This is a genomic window from Paenibacillus diazotrophicus (assembly GCF_042610465.1).
In genome coordinates, this window is record NZ_JBGJZN010000004.1 from 52,463 (window position 1) to 66,638 (window position 14,176).

Sequence of the window (14,176 nt, forward strand, 5' to 3'; positions counted from 1 at the left end):
TAGTTAAGGAGATGGTAAGAATGATCGTTGTGACGAACAGAATTAAAGTGAAAAAAGGAATGGGTGCGGTAATGGCACCGGGTTTTACAGCGCCAGGCCCGCTTGACAGTTCTGAAGGCTTTGTGAAAGTAGAAGTATTGTTAACACAGAACTTAAATGAATACGATGAGTTAAATGTAAATATGTACTGGGAGACTATGGATTCCTTTACAGCTTGGAGAAATAGCGATGCCTTTAAAGCGGCACACAAACGCCCAGAACCGGGTTCAGAGGAAGCAAGTAAAGAATCTCCAATTCTCGGAAGTGAGATCATAACTTATGAAGTGGCATCTGTAAAAGAAATATAAATAATAAGAACGCCAGAACAGCGATACAAGACTAAGCTCTTGTATCGCTGTTTTGTCCTGTCTAAACTAATAAATCTGGATGCTTCTCCAGCTTTTTAATTGCGGCTGAGGGTTGAGATCCTCTCTCACTCTCTCTCATCAAATAGTTTGAAGTATTGCTTGAGGTTCTTAAGATTGAAGCGCGGCGCAAGCAAGAATATCCTCGGTCGAGCGGATTCTGCCAATACGCGGGAAAATGAGCTTAATTACGTGTTCATGTTCCTCCTGGCTGAAGCCGGTCATGGCATCTGTCGCAAAAACTACCTGATACCCATGGGCGAAGGCTTCACGCGCAGTGGTATCCACGCCGATACCAGAAGCAATGCCGCAAAGCACGATCGTCGTGATGCCCCGCCGGCGCAACTGCAGATCCAAGTCCGTTCCATAAAATGCTCCCCATTGACGCTTGGTAATTAAATAATCGGTGTCAGTGACTCCGATCTCAGGTACAATTTCATCCCATCCAGGCACCAGATTTAAGGTTGGGGGCGCCTGATCCAGCAACGGACGAGGCATATCTTTGAAGTCTTTCGTGGATACGCGAACAAGCCCAACGAATGCACCTGCCTCACGGAAGGCTTGAACCATAGTGGCAGCGCGGCTGACGACTTGCTCGGCCGAGTGAGGGGCATACTGGGTTCCAAGCCAATTTTGCAAGTCGATTACGATTAATGCCGTCTTAGGAAATTGAAACAAAAGTTCTTCCATGATCAATCACACTCCAACTATGAAATCGAGTTTGACCCATCTTGACCTGAAGTTCTATATTTTGAATAGTGGGTCATTTGACTCTATGTTCATAATTTTGTACTATGAGTTTAAAATTGTCAAGCGGGGGATTACGTAAGGATGAGTGTAACCAAACAGGATATCATACGTTCGGCTTCTAAGATGTTTAAAGAAAAAGGGTTTCTGGCGACTTCAATTCAGGAAATTGCTCAGGATTGTTCCATTGCAAAGGGCTCGGTGTACAAATACTTTCCGTCCAAAGAGGACTTATTGTGTGTGGTTTTCGACGAGTGCCAGACGGTTTATTTTGATCGGGCTGAGCACCTGAAACAAACCGCGACGGGTACTCCCAAGGAGCGGCTCGTCCATCAAATCGTATTTCGTTTTCAGTATTTTATTGAATACAGTCACATTATGGTAGACTTCATAGATCTTCCTATTACGCAGTACGCAACTTTCCGTTCACTAAGGAATCATGTTCGCGCCCGTATGATGGAGTGGCATAGATACTGGCTACTTGAAGTTTATGGTGAGAGAATCGAGTCGTTTCTCTGGGATCTGATTTTTATATACCGTGCGATCCTGAAGGACTATCTGCAGCGCATCATCTTCGAGGAGAAGCAGCTTTCGATAGAGGATACAGCTTGGTTCATCGTCGATAAAATGGATGCGCTAGTCGAACATATGTCTAAGTCAGGCTCGAAGGGGCTACTTGGACAAAGCGCCTTCACCAAATTTATTCATTCAGATTCAAAGGACTGGAATAACGAAAAAGAAAGAATTACCGAAGAATTGTTCGGCAGAGTGAACGCGCTGCTTGAGGCTTGGCCTGGCGGGCTCGCCCGGCAGAGGGAACTGCAAGAGATTGTTCAATTGCTGGGGACGGAGATCTCTCAGACTCAGCCCAAGAGATCGCTCATTCAAGCGCTTTGCACCTACCTGGAACAAGAACAGGAGCTGAGAAGTTCGGTCATTCAATTGAAGCAAATTGTCCTGGAAGAGCGTGCGCAGGATGGCGGGTTACAATGATCCGACATCCAGTCGGGCAAGGGTGGAAGAGTGGTTGGCCAGAATCAACAAAAATGAACTAAAGATAAAGGAGAATAAGATGAATACCAAGCAACGTAAAATTATTTTTGCCATTACCTTAGCTTATACCGTGTTCATTCTTTATTTTATGTTTTTTGGTTTCGGTAGAGTAGATACCCTAGATCGGGAGACGGGTTACACCTTTCTATTTTTACCTGATGTTTTTTTTAAGCTGCCAAGTCTATCGGATCTTCTACATCCTTCGCTGATGGATGTTGTGGGTTTTGGAAACATCGTGGCCTTCATCCCTTTTGGTATCTTGATTCTGTTGTTATATCGGATCGGCTTCCTTCGTTTCATGATCTTATTCATCCTGTCTATTCTTGTACTGGAAACCATTCAGGCACTCACTTTGCTAGGCAGCTTTGATATAAACGACGTTATTCAAAACTCATCAGGCGCAGCGATCGGATTCGGGGCGTATAGATTAGGATTTCGTACAGAAAAGGTCTGGACAAACATAGCGGCTACGGGCATCTCTGCTGTTGTCCTGATCATCGGGGTTTGGGGGATCTTCGGGGTTGTCGACAAAGCGTTCACTAAAGAACTGGGCCCCTTTGTCGCGTTAAACGAGCTCAATAACAGCAGTATAAATTCATCAGACGGAACAATGCGAGACAGCTTCCAAATTGGCGGACAAAACGTAGAACCCCAGTATAATGCGTATAGCACCGAAGACAAAAATATGGTGACGTACACGTACACGCTAGGCAAAAAGGAGCTTTATTTCTACTTGAATTATGGGATTCCAGATCAAGAGGCTTCTCATGGGAGTCTACGCATATCCGCCGACGGACAGGAGTATCTGTCCACGTCCGCAGAAGTTCAAAGCCATGAACTTGGGATGTCCTCCATTTATCTTCAAGGGGCCAAGGAGCTTACGATCACCCTGGAGGGAAATATGAAAATATGGGATGTTGGATTTAGTGAGATGAAATACATCTGGGATTAGTAAAGGGGAAAGATCGAGTTTCAAGTTCAATCAAACTATATAAATTTATTTTAGGGGTGCTTTTAATGAAATTTCATGAATTTTATGTCGGACAAGTCTTCAGAACCAAGTCCATCGTAATGACGAAAGAGAGTATTACGAGATTTGCAGCGGAGTTTGACCCGCAATATATGCATCTCGATGAGGAGAAAGCTAAGCAGGGAAGATTTAACGGAATTATTGCTTCAGGCATACAAACCCTGGCGGTCTCCTTCAAACTTTGGGTGGAGACAGGGAGTTATGGGGATGATGTTATTGCCGGAACCGCAATGAATAATCTTAAATTTATGAAGCCCGTGTATCCGGAGGATGAATTGTACACCCTTGTGGAAGTGACCGAAGTGAAAGAGAAGAAGAATGAGACGGGAAGTGTTACTGTATTGTTGTCCACGTTCAACCACAAAGACGAGAAGGTTTTTGAGGGGGATTTAACCGTATTAATTAAGCGGTAAACTTCTCTGTACCCCAGCCAAAGGGTTCCCTGAATCTTGTACGAAGAATGCTATTAGAGTGTCTTGGTCATTATGAAATCTATTTGTTCCTCCTCCCCCATATAGAAGGAGTGGGCTCCGGTTCGGACAAACCCTGATTTTTGATAAAAGGTAATTGCGCGCTCGTTTTTTTCCCAAACTCCGAGCCAGATCTTTTCTTTATTCTGTTCCTTCGCTATGTCTATAGCTTTCTTCATTAGATGGCTGCCAAGCCCCTGGGTATGGAATCTTTTGCTGATATAAATCCTCTCGATCTCAAGCGAATGGTTGTCCATGATTTCAGTCTAATTGTACTGGGTTAAATGCTCTGTCCAAGTAGGCCTGCATAAGTTCAGGTGAATTTTGGCATAACAAAAACCCCCTTCCACCGGTTTGGCGGAAAGGGGCCTGTTCCTTGACCAGTGCTCAAGGCGGAGAGACTTTACCAGAGGAGGATGAATTTGTTTTTGTTCTTTCGGCCAGCTGGGTGATTGACTCCATGTCCAGATCGGTTAATTGATCCAGAAAATGCCGGCGTATCGCCTTTGAGACTATAGGGAGGGCCTCACCCAAGGCGGACCTTCCGGCAGAGGTAATGATGACTTGAACTCCGCGATCTGTGTCGATAGGTTTCCTCTGAACAAGCCCGCGTTTCTCCATCCGTGTCAGGTGGTGGGACAATCGGGTTTTATCCCAGTCCATCGAGTTGGCTAATTCCTGTTGGCGAAGCTTACCATCCCCGAATTGGACCAGACGATCTAATACCCCAAAATCCCCCTCTGAAAGTCCGGTATGTTCGGACATGTCTTTTACAACACGACCGAAGATTCTTTTATAGGAGCCTTTCCACATGTTCCATAGTTGCATTTCCTGTTCATTTAGTTCGTTCTTATCCATAGACACATAATATCATGGTTGACGTATCAACCGCAAGGTGATACATTGTTATCGAGTTGATATGTCAACCTAAATCCCGGGAAGACTTCCCAAACTACTTAAGGAGAGTGTACTGGAATGGATTATGTAAAACTTGGACGCAGTGGTCTGGATGTCTCAAGACTAAGCCTTGGAGGGATGAGCTTCGGAGTGCCTGAACGGGGCAATGCTCCATGGTCGCTGAATGAAGAACAGAGCAGAGCGATTATTCAAAAAGCACTTGAGTTGGGGATCAATTTTATCAGTACTGCCAATATGTATTCTGACGGAACGAGTGAAGAAATCATCGGACGTGCATTAAAGGATCTAGCCCGGCGTGACGAAGTTGTTGTTGCTACCAAGGTATTCGTTCCGATGCGCAAAGGTCCGAATGCCATGGGACTTTCCCGTAAAACCATCATGACCGAAATTGATAACAGTCTAAGACGGCTCGGTACAGATTACGTCGATTTGTACCAGATCCATCGTTGGGATGCTAACACGCCCATTGAAGAGACGATGGAGGCTCTTCATGATGTAGTAAAGGCGGGCAAGGTAAGATACATCGGAGCTTCCTCCATGCTGGCATGGCAGTTCTCGAAAGCTCAGCATGTCGCGGAGCGTAATGGTTGGACACGGTTCGTGTCCATGGAGAATAGACTTAACTTACTCTACCGGGAAGAGGAGAGGGAAATGCTCCCCCTTTGCAAAGATGAGGGAGTTGGCGTTACTCCGTATTTGCCTTTGGCGGCAGGCCGGTTAACCCGGGATTGGAAGGCACAGACCCCTCGTTCTGAGAATGACCAGGTAGCAGGTGCGTTGTTTACACAAACGGAAGAAGCTGATCGCAAAGTTGCGGAGAGAGTTGCGGAAGTTGCAGCTAACCGGGGCGTTCCGCGCGCTCAAATCGCACTTGCATGGCTGTTGCAAAAAGAAGAGGTCACAGCGCCGATTATCGGTTCGACCCAGATCAGCCATCTCGAAGATGCGGTTTCGGCCTTGTCGGTTAATCTGACGCCAGAAGAAATCACGAGTCTTGAAGAGCTTTATGTACCGCATGCCCTGGTATGAATTGAAGGACAGTATGTAGAATGAAAGAAAAAAAGAAAGGGCCCTCCTGCAAAGGATGGCCCTTAAATTTGCGGTTCGAGATTACTTCATGGTCCACTGATGGTCGCCTGACAGATATTTCTCAGTAAGTACGGACAGCAGCTGGATGCCTACTTCATTCTGTCCGCCCTCAGGGATGATCAGGTCGGCGTATTTCTTGGACGGCTCGATGAATGCTTCGTGCATCGGCTTGACTGTAGTCAGATACTGGGTATGGATGGAACGGATCGTCCGTCCGCGCTCCTCGATATCCCGCAGCACACGGCGGAGGATACGTACATCCGGGTCGGTATCGACAAAAACCTTAATATTAAGCTGCTCGCGGAGCTTCTCATCGGAGAGCACATGCAGACCCTCTACTATAACGATGTTGTTCGGCAGCAGTTCAACGGTCTTGTCGGTAGAGCGGGCGTGAATCGTAAAATCATACACCGGAGCATACGCAGCCTGTCCGGCTTTGAGGCATTCCAAATGCTCGATCAGCAGCTCCGTATCAAAGGCAAGCGGATGATCATAATTGATCGCACCGCGTTCCTCGAAGCTGAGGTAAGAATGGTCTTTATAGTAGTTATCCTGAGATATGAACGTTACTTTGTCTGTTCCCAAACGGTCAATGACGGAGCGCGCTACCGTCGTTTTGCCGGAGCCGGTCCCGCCGGCGATACCAATAATGAGCATGGTGTTGTAATAAACCTCCCTAAGCGATTGCCTTTGCAATTCCAATATTGTAGCACAGCGCTACATTAATTTCACCTGAAGAGCAGGGAACAAACCGTGAACTTTTGAAAAAAAGGGGATTTCCCGCAGGAAATGATATAATTTGGTCAGATTGTTTAGGCGCAAGTCAGTGGAAGGAGAGTTATGAGTATGGATATTAGCAAAAGAACAAGCGATAACAGCCAATCCTTGCTGGAGGTTTATAATGCGGCTCCGCTGCAGCTGGCAGGCCACGGCAAACGGGAGGTCCGGGTGCTGAAGGAGGCTTTTGCCGGGATTGAGGATAGTGTAATCAGTGATATGTACGGTACAGGTGAGCTGATCGAGGTATTTCAGGCGGAGATGGCGGAGGTGCTGGGTAAGGAAACGGCTGTGTTTTTCCCGAGCGGTACGATGGCGCAGCAGATTGCACTAAGAATCTGGAGCGACCGTAAAGGCAGCAAGTCCGTAGCGTATCATCCGCTCTGCCACTTGGAGATTCATGAGCAGGATGGGTTAAAAGAGCTGCATCACCTGAAGCCGCTGCTGCTTGCGGATAAGGATCGTCTGATTACACTTGAAGATGTAATGAAGATGGGCGAGGGGGTAGCCTGCCTCCTGCTGGAGCTGCCGCAGCGCGAGATTGGCGGACAGCTTCCGGACTACGCAGAGCTTGAAGCAATATCCGGGTATTGCCGTGAGCAGGGAATTATGCTGCATCTGGACGGGGCGCGTTTGTTTGAGGTGCTGCCGTATTACGGTAAAACCGCCGCTGAAGTCTGCAGCTTGTTCGACAGCGTATATATCTCTTTTTATAAAGGTATTGGCGGGATCGCCGGGGCCATTCTTGCGGGTAATGCGGACTTTACGGAAGAATCGAAAATCTGGAAGCGGCGGCATGGCGGCGACCTGATCAGCTTGTATCCATACATTATCCCTTCAAGGCATTATTACCGGCAGAGAGTGGACAAGATGGCCCAATACTATAAGGAGGCCAAAGAGCTTGCGGCTCTGTTCAACGGCTGCCATAACGTAAGTACTCTGCCGGAAGTGCCGGTGTCGAACATGTTCCATGTGTATTTTTCCCTGGCTAAGGCAGAGGTTGAGCCGATTCTGACCCAGGTCAGCGAAGCAACCGGTGTGGGCTTTACTCCTCGTCTGAGGGAGAGCGGCGAATCATCGTGTTTCTATGAATTGAGCATTGGAGATTTGTACGGCGGTATCCCTAAGGCGAAGCTGGAAGAGGCGTTCGGGCTGCTGGATCGGCTGCTGGGGGAAGGGTGAGGATCACCGGGGCAGGCAACAAAAAAAGGATGATAGTCTGTGCCTATGCACACTATCATCCTTTTATTTTCGCCGCGGCAAGAAAATCTAACGGTTCAGCAATGCCCGGACGAATGACACGCGCAGCAGCTGTTTTTTCATCAGCTTGGTGCGGAATTGACGCTTTAATTGGCTGTAGGCCTTAGGGCAATGTTCGCTGGCCCAGCTGTACATCGACTTGAAGTCGGTGTGGCTTTTGGCGGAATTCATGAGATAGTAGGAGATGGTGTCATACACATTGTGATTGAACCATTCGTTCATTTCCGTCTTGCTGTAGCCGTAGCGTTCGATGGCCATATTGCGGATCAGGCGTTTTTCCTCCAAATTCTCGATCAGAAAGGATTGGCTAAGGTTAAAAGTAATATTATTGCCATGAATCCGGTACACTCCGGCAAGAGTGTCGATAAATCCGGCATCCCCGATCAGCAGGGCACGCAGGTAAATTGAAGCGTCGTTGACCATGTTCATGTTCAGAATATCCATTTTCATCAGCACTTCCCGCTTGAAGACTGCCGTCAGGGTAGAGGCTGGTTTGGGATACCCTTTTTGTTCGAAATTTCTGAAGTAGGCTTCCTTCGGGGTAATCCGGCTTAGCTGCAGGCTGGACGGCTTCAGTTCTTCGGACTTAGAATACTCCAGGAACACATTCGCGGCCACAAAAGCAATCTCCGGTTGCTGCTGGTGGAAATGGACGGCTCTGCTGAAGTAGCTGCGATCAATCAAATAGTCGTCGTCATCCAGGAACAGAATATACTCACCGTCACCATGGGCGGCAAGCGCCTTGCGCCGGTTATTACCCGGGCCTTGGTTAGTCTCATTCTGCATGAAGATTACACGCGGGTCATCGCCGAAATTCCGGCTCATGAGTTCTGCCGTACCGTCGCTGGAGCAGTCGTCAATCACTGTAATCTCCTTATGGGGGTAGTCTTGCCGCAGAATGCTCTGAATAGCCTGGTTCAGGAAGTCTTTTCTATTATAAGTTGTAATAATTACACTGACCTTGGGAAGGGTATAGGGATCCGCAGGTGAAGGAAAAAGAATCTCCTGCGCTCCGCGATCCGCCCTCAGCTCTGTAAGACCTTTCATGAGTTCCAGGATATTCACAGCCTGAATATTGAATTGCTGGGACAAGTAAAAATCCAGCGCATCGGCTGAAGCCCGCTGCGACAGATAGGCCTCGATCACCCCGGCCAGATTCTCAAGATTCCCCCGTACTCCCCCGTCGGCTTCGCTGCCAATGCTGTCTCTGCATCTTCGCACTAGCTCTTCGCTGGACAGCGCCCCGGCAGGCGGATGCTGTATATCTTCGTTGAGCTGGTTCAGCAGGCGGTATCCGGCCTGGTGCAATTCCTCGCTGTGAGCCATAGTTGGACCTCCTCAAAGTTTGTTAGCCTCTGCTTCGTTTTATGGGACGAAGCCTTCTGTAATTGCTGCGTCAGGCAGCCTTATCGTGGACACACGCCTAATCAGGTGAATCCCCCGTCAGGGCAAGTGCAGCTCGGGCTGCCCAGGCAGTATTCCCTCCAGCACAGCTGAAGAACAGCCGCCTCACGTCTGGCTGGCTGTTACCTTGCTGCGCTTCAGCTTGATCTTGGTTATGAAGCGTCTGGCATAGCCCCAGGCGTAGAGGAACACCTCGCGTTCCATCAGGGAGCCGGCGATGTAATAGATGGGCAGGATGACCAGACCGAGCACTACTCCCCATAGGATTATGCTGGTATAGGAGGTCATGGTAAGGTCCAGTTTGGTGTTGATGAAGACAATAGCCACGAACACCGCAACATTGATCAGCCATCTGCGGAAGGTGACCCAAGGGCTGCGTTCCAGCAGGACCCGGTTGGCGTACACTACGATATCGATAGAACGGTAGAGCAGTGCGGCGATGGTTCCCATGAGCACCCCGTAGATCCCGAAGAACAGGACGAAGATGATCGAAGCTCCCAGGTTGATGGCCGACTCCATAATTGAACGGAACTGGGTATTGCGGAAATGTCCGGCAATCGTGATCAGATTATTGGATGAGGTGCGGGCATTGGTCAGTAGCTTGATCACCACGAACAGGACCGGCAGCCAGAAATTAATATAGTTCACATCGTTGACCCCTGCTGTATAGAGCCGCATGAACGGCAGAATTAGAAGGTATACAACGGTCAGGATCGAGAAGATCAGGCCCATGAAATAGACCTCGTACGCATCATAGAATTTGACAAAAGCCTCTTTGCCCTCATGATAGCTCTGTCCCAGCGCCGACTTCACGCTTCCGTTAACGGTCTGGACGATATTGTCGACAATCGTGAAGATCATATTGTACATCACATAGATACTGACTACCTTCAGATTGGTGAAGATCGTCAGGATCAGCACATCCGTGTTGCGGAAGATCATATAGGAAATCTCATGCACCATCACTGAATTTTTCTGCCCGATGGCTTCAAAGTCCGGTTTCTGTCCAAGATCCATCCACTTGTAATAACGCTTAGAATAGATATAGAAAGCAATCATCTGCAGGACTGTCAGCACGAAGAAGGACGCCTGTACGGCAATAATGTCCACCCCCTGCAGCAGCAGGACAATCCGCACCACGTTGTTCAGAATGTTCGCAATCGTGACGATGGAGGTTTCGATATAGCTTTTGCCCTCCGCGATTAGCAGAACCCTGAATTTACCCTGGTAATAATAATTGATCGCTCCGCCCAGGCCGGAGAATAGGATGATTGCCATGATGCTCAGCTTGCTGATCTCTGAATGGATCACCAGCGGGTAGATAACCGCCAGCAGCACGACCGAGATGAAATAGTAGATCCCGGTTTTTTTGTAGTAGCTGGAGGTAGCGGCGAGAATCGAATTGATATGATTGTAGTCATTTTTGGCTACTGGTTTATACAGTGCCTGTAGCGAAGCTGCACCGACACCTGCTTCAAGCAGAGCGAAATAGCTGATGATCTGCACGATGGAGGCGATCAGTCCGTTAGCTTCAGACCCGTAATTGACCATGATCAGCCGGGGGATGAAGAAGCCGAGAATAATGGTGATGACCTGGCTCGTGAGTCCGAAGCCGAGGTTCAGCATGCTGCGTTTAGCTTTCATAACTTCTTCTCCCTTCCACAAGCGGTGCCGGTGAGAGGTACGCGTCAAGCTGCTCGAAATGCTTCTCCGCCTGGTTCGCCTGGAGTGTCACGTCCAGACGATTAAGCGCCATGCTCTCGTACACCTGCTCCGGAGTAACCTCGGCCAGATGTGCAAAATCTGTGTACCGTCCGCCGAAATGAGCGTCCTGCATGACATTGATCATTTTGCTGCTATAGGCGACAGGAAACACCGGTTTGCCAAATACCCAGCCGAGAATCATAGCGTGGAAGCGGGAAGCGACAATGAAACTTGCCCCTGCCAGGGCGGCAAGAATCTCATCGATGTCTGTCTTATAGAAGTGAACCTGTGTCTCACGCTGCAGCTCTGCCGGAATAAGGCCGAGAATCTGCCCGATTGCTTCCTGGTCGCCTTCATGCTGGCAGAACGACAGAAAATGCACGGCATAGCCCTGCTGAATGAAATGGATTGCAACATCTTTCATTTTTTCATAATAGAGGTTGTCAAAACCGCTCAAGGCTTTGGAGGAAGGCTTGATTACCGAAATGGCGATATACCGCCCCTCCGGAGCTTTTCCTGCGGCCTGATCATACTGGAGCTGAAATATAATATCCGGGGCCATTCTGACATTGCCCAAATCCTTGAACAAATCATAGGAATACTGCTCTCTGAACGAGACGTCGGCATATTCCTGGAAGATCCGCCGATGCTCCTCCACATAGGCGTTGTCGGTAAAGGGGCCAAAGTTGGCGCCCATCAGATAATACGGTTTGCTTTTATTGCGCAGGCTCTCGTTATTCGCCACATATTCGGACCAATGCTCGCCCTGCATGAAAATAGACCCGCCAATATGGACTGTGCCTTCTCCCTGCTCCGCCAGAAACTTCTGCAAGAAACTCGGATGCAGCTTCAGCTTGCGGAAGAGGTAGTTGATCCCCCGGAACAGGACGGAGTCTGATGCATAGACCTTGAGATTGCGGAGATCCTTGAAGACCACTTTGTATAGCCGCGGGGCGATGAGCATGAACTGGGTATCGGGATAGCGTTCGCACAGCACCTTGATAAACAGATCATCACCGAGATTGAATTCTGTGTAGGCGTTGATCATCATTTTCTTCTTCATATCTTAATTTCCTTTCTGCTGATCGCGGCTTTGAGCTTTTGTTTGAACTGCAGCCAGCTGCGGTCCAGATGAATCAACCGCCCGTACAGGGACGGGGAAATTAAGAAGACCCGGATTCTAAAAGCAAGCTGGCGGTCATCCCCCTGATAATTGCGCATGATCGCAAGCATCTCCTGATTCACACCGGGGTAGGCGAGGTCAATATCATGAAGCAGCTTGCGGGTACTGATGCCGGTTGTTCCATTCAGACAAGTCTTAAGATTATAAAAGTAGTTCTCGGTCATCTCGCGGTTCAGCAGGAGGCCGGATATCGTATGAACCTCATTGAAGGGATGGTCCCTGAAATATTCATCCACCCGTTTGAAGGCGGCAACCACATCGAATTTGTTCACATTGTAGGTTCCCGTGATGGAAGATGTCCGCTGCAGATAATAGGACAGCACATCGGGGATTGAGATCACCCGTGAGGCCCTGGACAACGCTTTATAGATGAACTCCTGATCCTCTCCGTTCACACAGCGCTCGGTATACGAGATGCCATTCTCCAGCAGAAAGGTGCGTCTGAAGGCAATGCTGCCGGTCCAGATTCTCAGGCTTTTATGCACAAAAATATTCTTCAGCGCTTCGCTTCCTGTGGTGTCTTCAGCGTCTGAAGTAAAGCTCACAATGGTTGATCTGTCCTCGCGGACCAGATTATAGCCCCAGCAGAGAATATCCGTTTCCCCGTCCGCCGTACAGGAATCTACACGCTGCACCAGATTGCTGTCCGCATAATCATCACCGTCCAGGAACAGGACGTAGTCACCGCTCGCTGCGGCCAGGCCTGTATTTCTGGCGGCACTGACTCCGCCATTGGGTGTGCGGATCAGCTTGGCCTGCAGAATCGGATGGCGGGAGAGCATTTCCTCGGCAACCTGAGCCGTGCGGTCCTTGGAGCCGTCATCCACCAGGATCAGCTCGAACCGCTTCTCGGTCTGATCCAGAAGCGAGTTCAGCAAGGGCTCAACATAATGTTCTAAATTGTACATGGGAACTACAATGCTTAAGCTCATGCGTCCACTCCCTTCCTGTAGTAGTGATGGATTACCTGGCGGCCTGCCTGGAGAAAATCTCTTTCAGGCCTTTTTTGTAGCCATTGATGGCGGCGACATTCTTCTTGGGTTGTTCCCGGAGAATGAGATAGAGTGTGGTCCAGACGAGAGCGAGATATCCGACAGGACCTGATTTTTTATCTTTTAGCAGATGCACATGATTGAGCACCCGGGTATAGGCCACATCTTCAAGGTTGTCTCTGGAGGCTGGCGACTCATGATGCAGGAGCTTCAGTTCGGGATTGATATAGAGGGGGCCGGATTTCCGGGCAATGCGTGACATGAGAATGTCTTCACCGACACTGTAGCTTTTGAGCCAGGGCACAGGTCCCAGATCCTTGATAGCCTCCTTCTTGAACGACATGTTACAGCCGTGCTGGAATTCGGTCTTGAAGATCTTCCTCGCCTTATGCCAATTGTACATGGAGCCTGCCTGCCCGCTTAGAGAGAGTCTGCCGCTCGATAGAGATTGCTGAAAGGACAACAGGCAGCGGATCGTACCCAGGAAGCTGTTGCGCATCCCGATGGCAATGCCGCCAACCCCTGCGCAGTTGGGATAGTCGAGGTAGGTTTGTATCAGCGTGGACAAGTAATGACCGGGGATTTCGACATCGTCGTCAAGGAAGAGAATTTTATCCATGGTGGAGAGCTCCACGGCCTTGATCCGGGACAGCCATAATCCCCGGTCTGTCTTGCTGTGATAGATAAAGGGGTAACCGCATCCGGTAAGTAACGCTTTGAATTCGCTTAGGACTTGTTCAGGTATGGCGCCGTCATCTATAACGATAACCTCTATGGGGTAAGTCCGGCCTATGTCCTGATTAGTTATAGAATGAATGCACCGTGTCAGGTCCTGTACCCGATTCCTCGTGCAGATAACCACTGACAATCCTTGCATATACTCCACTCCCTTATCCATTTATCCCATTCTATGTTCGATAATATCACTTGGGATTATAAGCTAACTTAAGCTTACTATTGGCAGAGAAAGGTTGTATATACTACTTTAGTTTACTTATTGGATGGCAGAGAACAGTGAATACGGGCAAAAAAGTACTTGGAAAAATTATTTTGAAATTAACAATAAATTCTATTAATTCGACATAAACTGCGCTGCTTAAAAATCCGATATATAAAATTATGGATATTTTTGATACGGAGGAGGG

14 protein-coding genes and 1 pseudogene are annotated in these 14,176 nt (G+C 48.6%); 6 read left to right on the forward strand and 9 right to left on the reverse strand.

Translation table 11 applies throughout. The features are described from left to right. Positions 1-20 precede the first annotated feature (20 nt). On the forward strand, positions 21-347 hold the full coding sequence (locus ACAN54_RS17185; protein ID WP_379157698.1) for a heme oxygenase: 327 nt from the start codon (positions 21-23) through the stop codon (positions 345-347). 168 nt (positions 348-515) lie between these two features. On the opposite strand, the gene ACAN54_RS17190 is transcribed toward ACAN54_RS17185, so the two are convergent. Next, complete coding sequence (locus ACAN54_RS17190) at positions 516-1,094, reverse strand: hydrolase (RefSeq protein WP_379157700.1); 579 nt, start codon at positions 1,092-1,094, stop codon at positions 516-518. A gap of 141 nt (positions 1,095-1,235) precedes the next feature. Between ACAN54_RS17190 and ACAN54_RS17195 the strand changes: the two genes are divergently transcribed. The 3 genes from ACAN54_RS17195 to ACAN54_RS17205 all read left to right on the forward strand — a co-directional run bounded on the left by ACAN54_RS17195 (position 1,236) and on the right by ACAN54_RS17205 (position 3,647). Continuing rightward, the gene (locus ACAN54_RS17195) at positions 1,236-2,144 is read left to right on the forward strand and encodes a TetR/AcrR family transcriptional regulator (protein ID WP_379157703.1); all 909 of its coding nucleotides are present in this window, start codon (positions 1,236-1,238) and stop codon (positions 2,142-2,144) included. A 79-nt stretch (positions 2,145-2,223) separates the two neighbouring features. Next, positions 2,224-3,156, forward strand: a complete 933-nt coding sequence (locus tag ACAN54_RS17200; protein WP_379157706.1) for a VanZ family protein — start codon at positions 2,224-2,226, stop codon at positions 3,154-3,156. A gap of 65 nt (positions 3,157-3,221) precedes the next feature. Continuing rightward, a complete protein-coding gene (locus ACAN54_RS17205) occupies positions 3,222-3,647 on the forward strand; it encodes a MaoC family dehydratase (RefSeq protein ID WP_379157709.1) in 426 nt (141 codons plus the stop codon). A gap of 53 nt (positions 3,648-3,700) precedes the next feature. Here the strand turns inward: ACAN54_RS17205 and ACAN54_RS17210 are convergent. Beyond that, positions 3,701-4,031, reverse strand: a pseudogene (locus ACAN54_RS17210) (GNAT family N-acetyltransferase); the annotation flags it as partial. Between the two features lie 60 nt (positions 4,032-4,091). After that, entirely contained in the window at positions 4,092-4,562 is a 471-nt protein-coding gene (locus ACAN54_RS17215) for a MarR family winged helix-turn-helix transcriptional regulator (protein ID WP_379157712.1), read from the reverse strand. 117 nt (positions 4,563-4,679) lie between these two features. Here ACAN54_RS17215 and ACAN54_RS17220 point away from each other — a divergent pair, with 117 nt between their 5' ends. Then, on the forward strand, positions 4,680-5,651 hold the full coding sequence (locus tag ACAN54_RS17220) for an aldo/keto reductase (protein WP_379157715.1): 972 nt from the start codon (positions 4,680-4,682) through the stop codon (positions 5,649-5,651). Positions 5,652-5,732: 81 nt separating this feature from the next. On the opposite strand, the gene udk is transcribed toward ACAN54_RS17220, so the two are convergent. Further along, positions 5,733-6,368 (reverse strand): uridine kinase, encoded by a 636-nt coding sequence (gene udk / locus ACAN54_RS17225; RefSeq protein WP_379157718.1) that lies wholly within the window; start codon positions 6,366-6,368, stop codon positions 5,733-5,735. Positions 6,369-6,557: 189 nt separating this feature from the next. Between udk and ACAN54_RS17230 the strand changes: the two genes are divergently transcribed. Further along, positions 6,558-7,670, forward strand: a complete 1,113-nt coding sequence (locus tag ACAN54_RS17230; protein ID WP_379157721.1) for a threonine aldolase family protein — start codon at positions 6,558-6,560, stop codon at positions 7,668-7,670. A gap of 87 nt (positions 7,671-7,757) precedes the next feature. Here ACAN54_RS17230 and ACAN54_RS17235 read toward each other — a convergent pair whose 3' ends face one another. From ACAN54_RS17235 to ACAN54_RS17255, 5 genes are all read right to left on the reverse strand, one after another. Beyond that, positions 7,758-9,074: a glycosyltransferase family 2 protein gene (locus ACAN54_RS17235; RefSeq protein WP_379157725.1), complete on the reverse strand. Its 1,317-nt coding sequence runs from the start codon at positions 9,072-9,074 to the stop codon at positions 7,758-7,760. A gap of 183 nt (positions 9,075-9,257) precedes the next feature. Beyond that, positions 9,258-10,796, reverse strand: a complete 1,539-nt coding sequence (locus ACAN54_RS17240; protein ID WP_379157728.1) for a lipopolysaccharide biosynthesis protein — start codon at positions 10,794-10,796, stop codon at positions 9,258-9,260. Beyond that, positions 10,786-11,919 carry a polysaccharide pyruvyl transferase family protein gene (locus tag ACAN54_RS17245; RefSeq protein WP_379157731.1) on the reverse strand — a complete coding sequence of 378 codons (1,134 nt, stop codon included), beginning with the start codon at positions 11,917-11,919 and terminating at the stop codon, positions 10,786-10,788. The genes ACAN54_RS17240 and ACAN54_RS17245 overlap by 11 nt, the downstream gene beginning before the upstream one ends. Next, positions 11,916-12,971, reverse strand: a complete 1,056-nt coding sequence (locus ACAN54_RS17250) for a glycosyltransferase family 2 protein (protein WP_379157734.1) — start codon at positions 12,969-12,971, stop codon at positions 11,916-11,918. Before ACAN54_RS17250 ends, ACAN54_RS17245 begins: the two co-directional genes overlap by 4 nt. A 31-nt stretch (positions 12,972-13,002) precedes the next feature. Beyond that, entirely contained in the window at positions 13,003-13,908 is a 906-nt protein-coding gene (locus tag ACAN54_RS17255) for a glycosyltransferase family A protein (protein ID WP_379157737.1), read from the reverse strand. Positions 13,909-14,176: the final 268 nt, after the last annotated feature.